Source organism: Psychrobacillus sp. MER TA 171 (assembly GCF_023713305.1).
In the GTDB taxonomy this organism is placed as follows: domain Bacteria; phylum Bacillota; class Bacilli; order Bacillales_A; family Planococcaceae; genus Psychrobacillus.
On record NZ_JAMAWN010000003.1, the window covers coordinates 247345 to 261593 of the forward strand.

A 14249-nucleotide genomic window follows, 5' to 3' on the forward strand; every position below is an offset into this window, starting at 1 on the left:
AACTAAAATCAATAAAAAACTCCTGAATATTAAAACAGGAGTTTGAATGTGTCAATTTCAAAATTCCTGTTTGTATAGAAAACACGAATAATTAAAAGAGAACAATGGAATTTATATGATTTTTAATAATAAAGTATTATTGATTTTCGCTCATATTGCGGACGCTTTCCGTGGAGTGAGCGATAAGCCATCACCCATCGATTTCGCGCGTGGTTGTAACGTCTTTATCTGTCTCACTCATCCCTGCTTACCTCGCCGCCCTCCGCTGCAATCAATATATATAATGTTCACTTTTAATCTTTAAAATGCCTTTTATGAAATTGACTCATATATAATTTTTCTTTTTACTCCCAGTTATAAGGAGTAGCCTGATAAACATAGTAATTCAACCAATTAGAAAATAATAAATGTGTATGTGCCCTCCATGTATTTAATGGCTTATTAGAGGGATTATTATTTGGAAAATAGTATTTTGGCATCTCAATATCTATTCCTTTAGTTATGTCTCTATGATATTCTTCTGCTAATGTGTGCGCATCATACTCTAAATGACCAGTGACCATCACCATTTTATTGTCGTTCGATTTTACAAGAAACACACCTGCTTCCTCCGAAGTGGATAAAATAGTTAGTCGCTCATGCTTTTCTATTTCTTCTTCAGATACAGAAGTGTAACGAGATACGGGAGCATTAAACTCTTCATTAAATCCTCTTATTAAATTCTCCACTTGGTCAGTTAATATATGCCGATACACTCCCGAGCATTTACGAGAAAGTGTGAATTTATCTATACCAAAATGATAATACAGTGCAGCCTGCGCGCCCCAACAAATATGTAAGGTGGAGGTAACATTGGATTTAGACCATTCCATTATTTCCTTCATTTCATTCCAGTAATCGACCTCCTCAAATGGCAACTGTTCTACTGGAGCACCAGTGATAATCATCCCATCAAACTTTTTTTCTCTTATTTGATCAAATGTCGTGTAGAAAGTATCCAAATGGGTTTTGCTGGCATTCTTGGATTCATGCGTCGCTGTATTCATAAAGGTTATATTCACTTGTATTGGGGTATTCCCCAGAAGCCTTAATAGCTGAAGCTCCGTTTTTTCCTTCTCAGGCATTAGATTAAAAATAATAATGTTAAGTGGACGGATGTCCTGCTTGTAAGCACGCTCTTGATCCATGAGAAAAATTTTCTCTTCTTTTAACAGCTTAGCTGCAGGTAATTGTTTCGGAATATTGATAGGCAATGACTTTCCCCTCCCAATGAAATGCGCAAGAGCACCTGTGATTTCGCCTCAAACTAAGTAGGAAATCGAACAGGAGCAAGGCAATTATTAAAATAAATACCTCTCTTTCCATGTAAGAAAAGAGAGGCAGGAATTTGCTAACTAGCTCTTATCTTCCAAGATCGTCTTGTTAGGAATTAGCACCTTTCTGTACAACAGAGGTTGCCGAAGTATCACAGGGCCTAATCCCTCCACTTCTCTTGATAAGAATATTAAATTATTTAAATTATTCGTTAATAAGTTATATTAGCACGCTCTATTACTTATATCAACCCATTTTGAAAAGTATTCGGGTCATTCTGCTAAATCTAGCCATTTCTCCAATAATTGCTCCAATTGCTCCTCTACCCGAAGTTTTTCCAAGCTTAATGCCTCATAATTTTCCCAGTCATTCTCTATGCTAATTTGTTTAGTTAGCTCACCTATAACATTTTCGAGCTCACTTATTCGCTTTTCCAGAGGAATTTCCTTTTGTTGTTTGGCAGGTGTTGCTTCTTTTAATGGCTGCTCGATTATTTCTTTCCTAGTATTTTCTTTCGAGCAAAACTCATTCCATTTTTCCCTTGCCCATTCGTAAGGGCCTTCAAATGTGGTAAGCTCGCCATGCTCAAGCCAAGCAGTCCTTGGAAATAGTTTATTTAGAAAATATCTATCGTGAGATACAGCAATAATAGTCCCTGTAAAATCATCTAGCGCTTCCTCTAATACCTCTCGTGAATCAATATCAAGATGATTCGTTGGCTCATCTAATATGAGACAATTTATGTCTTGATGCATTAGCTGAGCAAGACGGAGTCGCATTCTTTCTCCTCCGCTTAAATCAGCAATTCTTTTAAAAACATCCGCCCCATAAAACATAAACTTCGCTAAGATGTGTCGAGCCTCTCCTTCTGCCACATTTACTTCTGCTCTAAAAATATCTATTAAGCGAGCTTTTGGATCTGTTATTTCGAAATGTTGAGAAAGATATCCATGGCGCACATTACTACCAAATCGAGCTTCACCCGAATCTATTAACTCTACTCCTCTAAGAATATTCAAAATGGTAGTTTTACCCGTTCCATTCCTACCAACGATTGCAAGACGGTCCTTCCAATATACATGAAGCTCTGCACTGTTTAATAACATTTTTTCACCAAAGCTTTTGAAAGCCTCTTCCATTATGACAACTTCTTTTCCGCTTCGGGGTGCCGCGTCAAAAGATAGACTCATTTTCTTAGGATCTATTAGAGGTTTACGAACCTTTTCCATCCGCTCTAATGCCCGTTCCATATTCCTCGCCTGACGGTGTAAACTCGCATTTGGAGGAACTGCTTGGTTAGCCCAAATCCTTAACCTCTTTATTGCTTCTCTCATTTTCTTTATCTTTTTTTGTTGCTCCTCATACTGTTGAAATTCACGAGTAAGTTTTTCTTCCTTTTCGATTAAAAAAGAAGAATAATTACCATGATATTTCGTAAGCATACCATCCTCAAGATCTGCAACTTTTGTAACTACCTTATCTAAAAAATATCGGTCATGTGAAATAATAACAACTGTACCTGTATAACTAACTAAATACTCCTCTAACCACTCTATTGCAAACAAATCCAAATGATTAGTCGGCTCATCCAACAGTAAAAGGTCTGGCTTGGTTAATAGTAGCTGTCCAAGCATTATTTTCGTTTGCTCTCCACCACTTAAACTTGAAAATGGCTGTTCTACAAAACCACCTAGTTGTAGCCCTTCAACTACTTTATCAATTTCGGGATCAATCGTATATCCGCCCTGTAACGTGAATTTTTCTTGTATGTCTCCATACTGCTTTAGAAGTTTTTCCATTGCCTCTGCATTTACCACTGCTAGTTCTTTTTCAAGTATACTCATCTTTTTCTGTAGTAGCATAGTATCCTCGAAAGCATCGTATAACAGGTCTTTTCCTTTAACGCTTTCTGAAAAAGCAGGAATTTGGGCTAAATAACCTATTTTTGCTCCCTTTTTAAAAGTGATAATTCCATGATCAGGTTTTTCAATACCCGCTATTAGATTAAATAGCGTTGTTTTCCCACTCCCATTTCGTCCAACTATTCCTAATTTGTCCCCCAATTTAATATCTAAAGACAGATCCTCAAATATAAGATTACCACCAAGCATTTTACTTATTTCCTGTATTTTGCATATCATTATGTTTCGCTTCCTCTCCAAATTATTGCTGGAAGCATTTTTCTGCATACAAAAAGACTGCTCGAATAAGCGAGCAGTCTTCTAATGTGGTTCAGAAAGAATGGCTTATCAGCTGTGAATTTCAAGTAATTGTCTAAAAAAGGACAGACTGGTCCCGTTAGTAGCAAATCCATGAGTAATCGCACATGATGTGGATAAAAATTCCAATATAAATCCATGTGCATTCACAGTGTTTTTCATTCTTCCTTCACCTCCGTCCATTAATGTAAGATTATTTTAACATATTCCATTATTTCGTACAATGTGAATTTTTATTTATTCGTAACCTTCTAATCCCTCTAAGCCAGGATCATTTAACTCATTCGTATTTGGCATTCCTGCATCGTTTTCTTTATTTACTTCTGCATTTCCTGATTCAGGCCCATAATTTTGCCTATTATTATCAATGATTTCAGGCGGTGGAAGTTCATTGGATGTGCGGTCTTCACCGCAGGCACTCAAGGGCAACAAAGTAAAAATCAATATAGCTATAATTTTTTTCATGTCATACTCCTTTTGATACTGCAACTAAAAATGACAAGCTGCAATTCCTTTTCACATAGAATGGACCAATCCAATCATTTTATCCACAAAAAAACCAGCATTAAAAATGCTGGTCTTTTTGCTAATTATTCTTCAATGTCGAAATGTATCTCATCTTCATCGTTATATTCAGAGCCATTTTCAAACAATACAGTCGTTCTCAATATAAGCGTTGTCATTTCCTCTGCACCATCTGGAAGCCATCTTTCATCTGGCATGATTTCAAAAGGAATCATTTGCATATCCTTTGAAGCTACTGTGCCTACCAGTTCTATAGAATGCTTGGAAACAACTTTGGGAGCTTCTCCATTAATCAATTTAAAGACTTCTAACTTAATATTCTCGATTTGCTCATAGTCATGAACTCCATCAATATAAATCGTACCTGAAAGATTGATCCCATGTTCAATATAAGGATGATCCACCACAGTATCAATCTTTATGGATTTCACTTCAATACTGGAGTTGAATTTTTTGGCCATTATTCTCATTCCACCTTGTTATTTGTGTACTCATAGTGTTTTTCAACAATTGGTTCAAATTTATTGTACCTCTTTTTAAACATTGTGTAAAAATGGGAAACGATAACTTTTAAAATAGCATAGCCAGGTATACCCAAAATTACTCCAGGAACTCCGAACATTGCACCAGAAGTAATCAATACAAAAATTATTGTAATCGGATGCACATGCAATGATTTGCCCATAATTTGTGGCGATATAAACTTCCCTTCAATTAACTGAACAATTGTCCAGACTACTGCAAGTTTGATAAGCATGAAAGGAGAGGTAACTAAGGCAATAATTGCAGCCGGAGTTATCGCTATAACTGGACCTAAGTATGGAACAACGCTCGTAACCATTGCTATAACACCCAACAATAATGCATAATCCATCCCAATGATGGTGAAACCAATAAAGATCATAATACCTATACACATAGAGACAAGAATTTGACCCTGAATATACGAGCTGATCTGCTTATCGATGCTAGTAAAAACCGACTTTATGTCATCTCTCATGCGGGGTGGAAAAATTTTTAGTACATAAGCAGGAAGCTTTTCCCCATCCTTTAAAAGATAGAATAAGATAAAAGGAACAGTAACGATTGCCAGTATAAAGCTAGTTAATATACCGATAACAGAGGAAATTCCTGTTGCAATTCCTGTAAAGGTTTCCTGGAAAAATGCACCTAGCTCCTTCGGTAAATCATACAGAAGATTAGCAACATCGGTTTCTATTTGCAAATAGTAGGTGCTTATAAGAGAGTTCGTTCTCAAGAATGAGTCTAAGCGGGTTAAGACTTCTATAAAATAACCTGGAAGCTCTTCTGCCAATTTAAAAAATTGAGCTTTTAAAAATGGAAACACTAAGAAAACTAATAAGGTAATAATACCAACCAAAGCTAAGAAGATGAGTAGTATACCAATCACTCGTTTAACTTTAATTTTTTCTAGCATACGCAATATTGGTCTAAGTAAATAATAGATGATGACTGCTAATATGATTGGTAGGATGACATTCCCTAGAAAAACGGTTAATGGGACAAATATGAAGGAAATTTCATCATAAATCATGATAATTAAGCCAATCATTAAAAGCAGTATAAGCGTAAATATAGTATTACGACCACCTAAAAATTTTATGTATCTAGTTGAGAAAAAAGAAGGTTTTTCAGGTTCCAATTTTACATAACATCCTTTCCTAACTTAATTTTACGAATGAATAAATTTTATCGCAAATTTAAAAGTCCTATTCCCCTAAAAAATCTTCTATGGCCTTTCTATTCTGATCCTCGTCAATCACTAAAACATCTCCTGCGTGACTATAGTTCTTATCGTAATAGCTTCCTGGTACAGGGACAGTCATTTTATCCATTTCTAGTTTTCCACTAACTATAGCATCCATGACTCGAATAACTTTATCCTTACGTGAATAGTCTGTTTGAATATATCCTTCAGCTGCACCTATAAATTTGGGTACATTAGAAACATTTTGTATGGAGATTACCTCGTCCTTTAATGCTTCCATTACTTTTTGTTGACGGGCAACCCTTCCAAAATCACCTTCTCCGTCGGCTCGGAATCGTGCATAACCAAGTATTTCCTGTCCATTGAGCTGTTGTTTACCTTTTGTAAGTGAAACTCCAATTTTTTCAGACATATCCTTTTCTACATCCATTGTAATTCCTTCAGGAGCGAGAATATCTACCAATGATTCAAAGCTTCTAAAATCTATTAATGCATAATGATGGATAGGTATATCAAACATATTCTGAAGAGTTGCCTGCAATAATGGCACTCCGTCTAAATAATAGGCTGTATTAAGCTTATAAGACTTGTAGTTAGGTATATCCGCATAAATATCTCGCATAAACGAAATCACTTTAACGTCATTTTTTTCTTTATCCCAAGAAATGATCATCATTGTATCTGTTCGGGATCTCTCTTTCCCTCCCGCTCCTGAATCTGCTCCAAGGACTAGAATATTTTCTCGTTCACCTTTTGACCAAGCATCCCCTTCAAAGTCAATATCCTGTTTTACTTTTGTTTCATTAGCTAAATTATAGCCTTCCCGATATTGTAAAAATGAGTAAATACCAATTGTTAACCCAGCTAGTAACAGAACAGTAAGGAATACTCTTCCTTTCCGTAGTTTTTTTTTCGGTTTATATCGTCTTTCTGTATTTCTTTCTTCAGTCATATTAAATCTCCCCTTGAGCTCTTCATCGATGCTGTTTTGATGGTGCACGTATTTAGTTTCCCATATTTATATCATACTCTTATAATAACGTATTTACAGTGCGTTGGTTTCAGAATTTTGTACAACTTGAAAAGTAATGGTAAAATCATTTTACTATAATAGGAGGGATATAAAAATGATAGAAAGAGCTACGTTCGCAGGAGGCTGTTTTTGGTGCATGGTAAAACCGTTTGATACTTGGGAAGGCATACATAAGGTAACATCAGGATATATGGGTGGTCATATCGAAAATCCCACATATGAACAAGTGAAAAAAGGTAACTCAGGTCATTTAGAGGTGGTAGAAATCCAGTATGACTCCTCTATCTTCGATTATGAGAAACTACTAGAAATATATTGGCAACAAATAGATCCAACGGATGCTGGTGGTCAATTCCAGGATCGAGGCGAAAGCTATACGACAGCAATATTCGTATATAATGAAGAACAACGCATGCTCGCAGAAAAGTCTAAAGAGCAGCTAGCGGCTAGCGGTAAATTTTCCAAACCGATTGTTACGGTAATTCGAGATGCTGAAACGTTTTACGAAGCAGAGGACTATCACCAAGACTTCTACAAAAAAAGTCCTGATCATTATAAAGAAGATCTTGCTCAATCAGGACGCGTGGAGTTTATCGAAGAACATTGGGAGAAATAATTTAAACTTAACGTCAGATTTTTAAGGTAAGATGCTGCAACTATGAGTGTATGGACTGCTGTCGTTCATACACTCGTAGGCATGTTCATTTAGCTTTCCAATGATTGGTCATCAACTATTTTATTTTTATGATTATTTAAAACCTTTTCCAACTACGGTTTCTTTATCCAAATCTACAACCACAGTCAAATCCCCGTTTTTATCAGAATCCGTATGATTAAATGAAACTGAATATACTACTTTATCTCTGTCATAATCATCAAATAGATATTTTTTATTTTCTTCTGTTACTTAATCTCTTCAACCAAAGAACCCATGGGTGAAGTTGGTATTAAAACTTGTTCAGATTCTGAAAGACTATTGAATGCTACCAGCTCAATTTCAAGTGAAGAACATCCGAATAAAGTGATCATTAATAAAGATAATAGATGTAACTAAAAGTATTACTGTATCCACCACGCCATACTTCTAACTTAAAACCGTCAATATCTACCATATTCTCTCTCCATTAAATACACTCTGGATGGTTACAACATTTAGGGATTTCCTTTAAAATATCCCACGAATAGGGTTAATATAAGCCCAACATATCAACGTTTGATAGCTTTTGTTTGAACACCGTGCTATAATAAGAGCATTGTGAATTTTAGGAGGTATAGCATGATTGCAGTAAGTAATGTAAGTCTTCGATTTGGTGATCGTAAATTATTCGAAGATGTAAATATAAAGTTTACACCTGGTAACTGTTATGGGTTAATCGGTGCAAACGGAGCTGGTAAATCTACATTTATCAAAATCTTGTCGGGGGAAATTGAGCCACAAGAAGGTAATGTGATTATGAATCCAGATGAGCGCTTAGCGATTTTGAAGCAAAATCACTTTGAGTATGAAGAATACAATGTGCTTGAAACAGTGATCATGGGTCATAAACGTTTATATGAAGTAATGAACGAAAAAAATGCAATTTACATGAAGGAAGATTTTTCTGACGAAGATGGTATGCGTGCCGCTGAGTTAGAAGGGGAATTTGCAGACCTTAACGGTTGGGAAGCTGAATCAGAGGCAGCCATCCTTTTACAAGGACTAGGTATTCCTGATAGCATGCACCAAAAGAAACTGTCTGAATTAACTGGGTCAGAAAAAGTAAAAGTACTTTTAGCTCAAGCTTTATTTGGCAAACCAGATGTACTTTTACTAGATGAGCCTACCAACCATTTAGATATCAAAGCAATTCAATGGCTAGAAGATTTCCTTATCAACTTTGAAAATACTGTAATCGTAGTTTCGCATGACCGTCACTTTTTAAACAAAGTATGTACACACATTGCAGACCTAGATTTCAGCAAAATCCAAGTTTATGTAGGAAACTATGACTTCTGGTATGAATCAAGCCAGCTTGCTACTAAAATGGCTCAGGATCAAAATAGTAAAAAAGAAGAAAAAATTAAAGAACTACAAGCCTTCATTGCTCGCTTTAGTGCGAATGCATCTAAATCAAAGCAAGCAACATCTCGTAAAAAAATGTTAGATAAGATTGAACTAGATGATATTAGACCTTCTTCTCGTAAATATCCATATGTGAACTTCTCTATGAAGCGTGAAATTGGTAATGACGTATTACAGGTTCAAGATTTAGGTTATTCGCTAGAGAACGAAAAACTATTCTCAGGTATGAACTTCACTATGAACAAAGACGATAAAATTATCTTGTTAGGTGATGAGCTTGCTAAATCTGCTTTACTTCGTATGCTTGCAGAAGAGGAAGAGCCACAAGAAGGCTCTATTCGTTGGGGTGTAACTACATCTCGTGCGTACTTCCCATTAGACAATGCAAAATACTTTAACGGTACAGAAACTTCACTAGTTGATTGGTTACGCCAATATTCACCTGATGATGAAAGTGAAACATTCCTTCGTGGTTTCCTAGGACGTATGCTTTTCTCAGGGGAAGAAGTGAAGAAGAAACCTTCTGTCCTTTCTGGTGGAGAAAAAGTTCGTTGCATGCTGTCTAAAATGATGCTTTCCGAAAGTAATGTTTTATTGCTAGATGAGCCTACTAACCATTTAGACTTGGAATCCATCCAAGCATTGAATAATGGATTAATTGCGTTCAAAGGCGCTATGATATTCACTTCTCATGACCACCAGTTCATCCAAACGATTGCAAATCGTGTAATCGAAATCCGCAAGGACGGCTCTATTCTAGATAAACAGCTGACATATGATGAATTCTTAGAATGGAAAGAATCTCAAAAATTATAATACGTAAAAAGGGTATTCGTAAATATTTACGATACCCTTTTTTTATATCCCATGGTACTTTTTTTGTATAAAAAAAGGTGTTAGACGTATAGTCCTACACCTTTTTAGATGTTTTTATAAAACGTCCTAGCAATGAACGTGCTGGTAATTTCCCAAGCAAACTATCACTTGTTTCCGATACCTTTTTCATTGTATCTAACAGCTTATGTTCTCCAGCCCAATGCTCTTCTACGATTTCAGGGGAAAACTTATTTAAAAGCATATTGACAATAAATGCTGCAACAATAATATCATCCATGTATCCACCTGGTCCTATTAAGCCCTCGGGTAATATATCAATTGGAGTAATAAAGTATAGGATACCACTACCAATAAGTGTTTTACTTTTTGCGTCAATGCGATCATCTAGCATAGATTTAATAAGTAAATGGAAAAAATCTGGAGCAAAAAGAAGGTATGGAGTAAACTTACCCAACTTGTTTGATTTGGAATCCACATATTTCGTTATTTTAGCACGTAGTTTTGTGTAAAAATCTTGTTGCTCCTCATAGGAAGGTAATTCCTTTTTTAACTCTAAATTCATACAAAGCTCCCCTTTCTTGTTCTCACTATACCAAAAATTTTGGAAAAAGAAACTTAAATAGCACTCATTCGAGTATATTAATGAGCACATCAAAGAGTTAGTTTTATAGTTAGCCCTTTACTATAAAAAAATCATAGTAGTAAACTGGTGAAATCTATTTATATATTACTTAAATTTGGCCATTATTGTAAATACATTTTATCTAGTTTCAAGTATTCATTTAAAGCCTGCTGTAATGTGCCATAAGTTCTTGTATCTTTATCAAATAGCATGCCTAATCGAATCATTTGTCGAACAACCTCAGGTCTTAAACCAGTAATTACAGTTTGGCATCCCATCATTGATGTACCATAAATTGTCTTTAACAGATGTTCTATTACTTCTGTCTCCATTTCTGCTATACCTGATAAATCTATTATTAAAGTTTGGATTCTGAGTTTACTAATTTCAGTTAATACTTTTTCTTCTAGAATTGAAGTTCTATATGTATCTACTGATCCAATTAAAGGTAAAATACAAATGGAAGGTGTGATCGGTATTATTGGTACCGATAAGGTTTCAACTACTTTTTTCTGAGAGGATATCAAAGCATCTTTATAAGTTGAATAATTAATAAAAAATTCGTTTAAGAAGTTGTCAATTCTATTATTTAGCTGCTTTTCAATTTTAAAGAAGTCCTCTAGGTCCATCATTTGATCGGAATCATTCAATTCCTTTATAAACCTCCACATGGTTCGACGGATAGCTTGCACCCATTCTAATTTAAAAGAAAGCGTTAAAGAATGAGTTGCCCACGCAATACCTTCTTGCTTAGCAAATAGATCTAACTCCTCATCATTACCCTCGATAATGTTTTTAATAAGATGATGTGCATTGTTGATAAGGTCAATATCACCAACTCTTAAAATATCATTTATCTTATCTTTAACATTTACTGCCTCTGATAAAAGATTATCTTCGACTTTCCCCTTGTTACCTTCGAAATATTCTTTAATTCCTCCGTCTAATAATAGCTTTTCCAAGTGACATCCCCCTATAATTTAAATAAAATTAAACACTCGATTCTTATACCCAAATTCTTTGAATATTAAACACTATGTAGATAGTGTTTTCTTTAGAGTTTAATATATTTTTAGGAAAAAAAATAGCCCATCATAATGATGGGCTTCCTACTTATAGTTTTGTTACATTTGCAGCTTGTGGCCCGCGATTTCCTTCTACAACTTCAAATTCTACACTTTGGCCTTCTTCAAGTGATTTGAAGCCATCACCTTGAATAGCAGAGAAGTGTACGAATACATCATTTTCTCCTTCAATTTCGATGAATCCAAATCCTTTTTCTGCATTAAACCATTTTACAGTACCTTGTTTCATGTTATTACCTCCAAAAATAAAATTAACAATATGTAAACTAAAAATTCACATATTCCATGAAGTACCGACATCACATCATCGATCACTACATGGGATATGTGAATTGCTCAACCGGTTTATACTTTAATTGTTACTATAAATTATAGCAGTTGGATAAATTTAGTCAACAAATAATTACATTATTCTAAATCGTTTACTTGATATTAAATATGATTCCATGGAAAATTTGTAAGTCATCTTCACACGACTCACAATAACATTGTTCCTTTACTGACCAAAATGCCCAGTACTTATTGTTTCTCATCTCTTCTTTTGGGAACTTCCCTCTTAATTCGGTTAGTTTTTTTTCTAAAAATGAGCGTGCTTGGTCCTCATGTTCAAATTCCGCTTTTTCCATGATAAACTCTTCCCAGCCCTCAAAAGCCCACCACGGCTCATAGTCTGCTTTCATATAAATAACCTCATACATATTGTAATCGCCTCTAATACTTTTTATTAATACATATTTTACTGCTCACAAAGAAAATGTCTACTCTTTTGACTTTTGAAACTGAATAAATTGAAAAAATTTGCTATTTACGTTAAGTTATAAATAACATCAAAGTAAATAAAAGAGAAATTAAACGGTAATATGCTCCCATTAATTTCGACATATATGAAACCTTCTTTTCTCTCGTTCGTATAATGTAGTGTATATATAAGGAGGTCTTGACTATGACACAAGTAATACAAACCGTCATTCGTCATATTATTAATGTTCCTGTCATGATTACATCATGGCTAATTTTCTTCTTCCCAGTTGAATTAGGTTTTTTTGTAAGCTCAGCGTTAGCAGTAGTTACCTACCTAACTTCTAATTTTGCTATCAAAAAAATTCAACAGAGATCTATTATGAAGAAATATGATTTAACTTCATCAGAGTATTTTCATATTCGAAAGCAGATTAAGGAAGCAACAGCAAAAGTTCGTACACTTAATAACCATTATTTAAAAGTACGATCAGTGAGCTCTTTTAAACAGCTTTTCGAATTAAATAGATTAGCAAAACGAATTATTGCCTTAGTTAAAGCAAACCCAAAGAAATTTTACCAAGCTGAAAACTTCTTCTACGCTCATTTAGATTCGGCAGTAGAGCTAACATCTAAGTATACATTCTTAGTTTCTCAGCCATCAAAGAACAAAGAAATGAAAATTGCTTTGCAGGATACTCGTGAAACACTAGAATCCATTAACTCTGTCATGGAAGATGACTTAAAAAATGTTCTTGCTAGTGACATGGAGCACTTAAGAATGGAACTTGATTTTGCTAAACTATCCGTATCTAAAAACGAAAAACCTTTATATCTAAAAGGAGAGACAACAAATGAGCGAAAATATCTCGAATAAAACAGACGATCTTTTAATGGACGAACTACTTAATAATCCATTTTCTCTAAATGAAACAAAGCCTCAAACATTAACTAAACAAGCAAATGAGGCGCTACCAACTAAATTAATTGATCGCTTATCGGAAGAAGAGAAACAAAAAGCTAAGCAGCTAGCAGATCAAATACCTGCTGGTAATTATGAAGCGATCTTAACATATGGAGCCAATGCTCAAACAGAGCTTACCCGCTTTTCACATCAAATGCTGGACCATGTGCAAAAGAAAGATATCGGACCAGTTGGAGATATATTAGGCGACTTAATGAAAAAACTATCAGAGCTAAATCCTGAAGAGCTTTCAAACGAAAAGAAAAGTGGTATCAAAAAGCTTTTTAATCGTGTAAACAGATCTGTTCAAGAAATGATGACAAAATATCAAAAGCTTAGTACACAAATCGACCGTATCGGCATTCAATTGGAGCATTCAAAACGTGGTCTAGTAGAGGATGTTCAAATGTTAGATAAGCTATATGATCAAAACAAAACATATTTTCAAGCATTAAACGTTTATATTGCAGCTGCTGAACTAAAAAAAGATGAAATACTCAACGTTACGATACCAGAACTAAAAAGAAAAGCTGAAATGTCAAACGACCAAATGGCTTACCAGGAAGTTAATGATATGGCCCAATTTGTAGATCGACTTGAAAAACGAGTTTATGACCTACAGCTTTCACGTCAGATTACCATTCAAAGTGCGCCACAAATACGTATGATTCAACAAACAAACCAAACGTTAGCTGAAAAAATACAATCTTCTATCATGACATCCATTCCATTATGGAAAAATCAAATTGCGATTGCCTTAACGTTAAATCGTCAACAAAAAGCAGTAGCAGCTCAAAGACAAGTTACAAAAACAACTAACGACCTACTATTGAAAAACTCGGAAATGCTTAAAGTGAATAGTATTGAAACAGCTAAAGAAAATGAGCGAGGTATCGTAGAAATCGATACATTGAAGAACACACAGGAAAACCTTCTGCAAACAATCGAGGAAACAATGCGTATTCAAGCAGATGGAAGAGTTAAACGAAAAGCTGCTGAAATTGAAATTGGTCGAATGGAAGAAGAACTAAAACAACGTCTCCTTCTTATTGCTGACCAATCTAAAAACAGATCCGTTCAACCATAATTTGCTTTAAAAATGGCTAGAGTCAAACTCAAAT

Annotated in this window: 15 protein-coding genes and 1 riboswitch; of the genes, 4 read left to right on the forward strand and 11 right to left on the reverse strand. The window is 34.9% G+C overall.

Annotation, left to right across the window (positions count from 1 at the left end; genetic code table 11):
* Positions 1 to 344 precede the first annotated feature (344 nt).
* The 7 genes from metA to M3627_RS05040 form a co-directional block, all read right to left on the reverse strand.
* The gene (metA, locus tag M3627_RS05015; RefSeq protein WP_169361417.1) at positions 345 to 1253 is read right to left on the reverse strand and encodes a homoserine O-acetyltransferase MetA; all 909 of its coding nucleotides are present in this window, start codon (positions 1251 to 1253) and stop codon (positions 345 to 347) included.
* A 145-nt stretch (positions 1254 to 1398) separates the two neighbouring features.
* Positions 1399 to 1502: riboswitch (SAM riboswitch) on the reverse strand.
* Positions 1503 to 1586: 84 nt separating this feature from the next.
* The gene (gene abc-f / locus M3627_RS05020) at positions 1587 to 3455 is read right to left on the reverse strand and encodes a ribosomal protection-like ABC-F family protein (RefSeq protein ID WP_285841634.1); all 1869 of its coding nucleotides are present in this window, start codon (positions 3453 to 3455) and stop codon (positions 1587 to 1589) included.
* Between the two features lie 108 nt (positions 3456 to 3563).
* The gene (locus M3627_RS20765; RefSeq protein WP_353056453.1) at positions 3564 to 3716 is read right to left on the reverse strand and encodes an RAxF-45 family protein; all 153 of its coding nucleotides are present in this window, start codon (positions 3714 to 3716) and stop codon (positions 3564 to 3566) included.
* 54 nt (positions 3717 to 3770) lie between these two features.
* Positions 3771 to 3998 carry a hypothetical protein gene (locus M3627_RS05025; RefSeq protein WP_169361415.1) on the reverse strand — a complete coding sequence of 76 codons (228 nt, stop codon included), beginning with the start codon at positions 3996 to 3998 and terminating at the stop codon, positions 3771 to 3773.
* A 125-nt stretch (positions 3999 to 4123) separates the two neighbouring features.
* Entirely contained in the window at positions 4124 to 4519 is a 396-nt protein-coding gene (locus tag M3627_RS05030) for a sporulation protein (protein ID WP_251553182.1), read from the reverse strand.
* 5 nt (positions 4520 to 4524) lie between these two features.
* Positions 4525 to 5721 (reverse strand): AI-2E family transporter, encoded by a 1197-nt coding sequence (locus M3627_RS05035; protein WP_169361413.1) that lies wholly within the window; start codon positions 5719 to 5721, stop codon positions 4525 to 4527.
* 67 nt (positions 5722 to 5788) lie between these two features.
* Positions 5789 to 6739, reverse strand: coding sequence for an LCP family protein (locus tag M3627_RS05040; RefSeq protein ID WP_251553183.1), 951 nt, complete (start codon positions 6737 to 6739; stop codon positions 5789 to 5791).
* Between the two features lie 175 nt (positions 6740 to 6914).
* On the opposite strand from M3627_RS05040, the gene msrA reads away from it, so the two are divergent.
* Both msrA and M3627_RS05050 read left to right on the forward strand, forming a co-directional pair.
* Positions 6915 to 7436 carry a peptide-methionine (S)-S-oxide reductase MsrA gene (gene msrA / locus M3627_RS05045; protein ID WP_251553184.1) on the forward strand — a complete coding sequence of 174 codons (522 nt, stop codon included), beginning with the start codon at positions 6915 to 6917 and terminating at the stop codon, positions 7434 to 7436.
* Between the two features lie 660 nt (positions 7437 to 8096).
* Positions 8097 to 9698 (forward strand): ABC-F family ATP-binding cassette domain-containing protein, encoded by a 1602-nt coding sequence (locus M3627_RS05050; protein WP_169361410.1) that lies wholly within the window; start codon positions 8097 to 8099, stop codon positions 9696 to 9698.
* A 94-nt stretch (positions 9699 to 9792) separates the two neighbouring features.
* On the opposite strand, the gene M3627_RS05055 is transcribed toward M3627_RS05050, so the two are convergent.
* The 4 genes from M3627_RS05055 to M3627_RS05070 all read right to left on the reverse strand — a co-directional run bounded on the left by M3627_RS05055 (position 9793) and on the right by M3627_RS05070 (position 12106).
* Positions 9793 to 10281: a YkvA family protein gene (locus M3627_RS05055; RefSeq protein WP_169361409.1), complete on the reverse strand. Its 489-nt coding sequence runs from the start codon at positions 10279 to 10281 to the stop codon at positions 9793 to 9795.
* A gap of 182 nt (positions 10282 to 10463) precedes the next feature.
* Positions 10464 to 11303, reverse strand: a complete 840-nt coding sequence (locus tag M3627_RS05060; RefSeq protein ID WP_285841636.1) for an STAS domain-containing protein — start codon at positions 11301 to 11303, stop codon at positions 10464 to 10466.
* 151 nt (positions 11304 to 11454) lie between these two features.
* Entirely contained in the window at positions 11455 to 11655 is a 201-nt protein-coding gene (locus M3627_RS05065) for a cold-shock protein (RefSeq protein WP_169360097.1), read from the reverse strand.
* 193 nt (positions 11656 to 11848) lie between these two features.
* Positions 11849 to 12106, reverse strand: coding sequence for a DUF1033 family protein (locus M3627_RS05070; RefSeq protein WP_251553185.1), 258 nt, complete (start codon positions 12104 to 12106; stop codon positions 11849 to 11851).
* A gap of 263 nt (positions 12107 to 12369) precedes the next feature.
* On the opposite strand from M3627_RS05070, the gene M3627_RS05075 reads away from it, so the two are divergent.
* Both M3627_RS05075 and M3627_RS05080 read left to right on the forward strand, forming a co-directional pair.
* Positions 12370 to 13041, forward strand: a complete 672-nt coding sequence (locus M3627_RS05075; RefSeq protein ID WP_251553186.1) for a 5-bromo-4-chloroindolyl phosphate hydrolysis family protein — start codon at positions 12370 to 12372, stop codon at positions 13039 to 13041.
* Positions 13019 to 14215, forward strand: coding sequence for a toxic anion resistance protein (locus M3627_RS05080; RefSeq protein WP_251553187.1), 1197 nt, complete (start codon positions 13019 to 13021; stop codon positions 14213 to 14215). Before M3627_RS05075 ends, M3627_RS05080 begins: the two co-directional genes overlap by 23 nt.
* Positions 14216 to 14249 lie beyond the last annotated feature (34 nt).

Coding starts and splice junctions, on each gene's coding strand:
- abc-f (WP_285841634.1), bottom strand. CDS start 3,455: ATGATATGCAAAATACAGGAAATAAGTAAAATGCTTGGTGGTAATCTT.
- M3627_RS20765 (WP_353056453.1), bottom strand. CDS start 3,716: ATGGACGGAGGTGAAGGAAGAATGAAAAACACTGTGAATGCACATGGA.
- M3627_RS05025 (WP_169361415.1), bottom strand. CDS start 3,998: ATGAAAAAAATTATAGCTATATTGATTTTTACTTTGTTGCCCTTGAGT.
- M3627_RS05030 (WP_251553182.1), bottom strand. CDS start 4,519: ATGGCCAAAAAATTCAACTCCAGTATTGAAGTGAAATCCATAAAGATT.
- M3627_RS05040 (WP_251553183.1), bottom strand. CDS start 6,739: ATGACTGAAGAAAGAAATACAGAAAGACGATATAAACCGAAAAAAAAA.
- msrA (WP_251553184.1), top strand. CDS start 6,915: ATGATAGAAAGAGCTACGTTCGCAGGAGGCTGTTTTTGGTGCATGGTA.
- M3627_RS05050 (WP_169361410.1), top strand. CDS start 8,097: ATGATTGCAGTAAGTAATGTAAGTCTTCGATTTGGTGATCGTAAATTA.
- M3627_RS05055 (WP_169361409.1), bottom strand. CDS start 10,281: ATGAATTTAGAGTTAAAAAAGGAATTACCTTCCTATGAGGAGCAACAA.
- M3627_RS05065 (WP_169360097.1), bottom strand. CDS start 11,655: ATGAAACAAGGTACTGTAAAATGGTTTAATGCAGAAAAAGGATTTGGA.
- M3627_RS05070 (WP_251553185.1), bottom strand. CDS start 12,106: ATGAAAGCAGACTATGAGCCGTGGTGGGCTTTTGAGGGCTGGGAAGAG.
- M3627_RS05075 (WP_251553186.1), top strand. CDS start 12,370: ATGACACAAGTAATACAAACCGTCATTCGTCATATTATTAATGTTCCT.
- M3627_RS05080 (WP_251553187.1), top strand. CDS start 13,019: ATGAGCGAAAATATCTCGAATAAAACAGACGATCTTTTAATGGACGAA.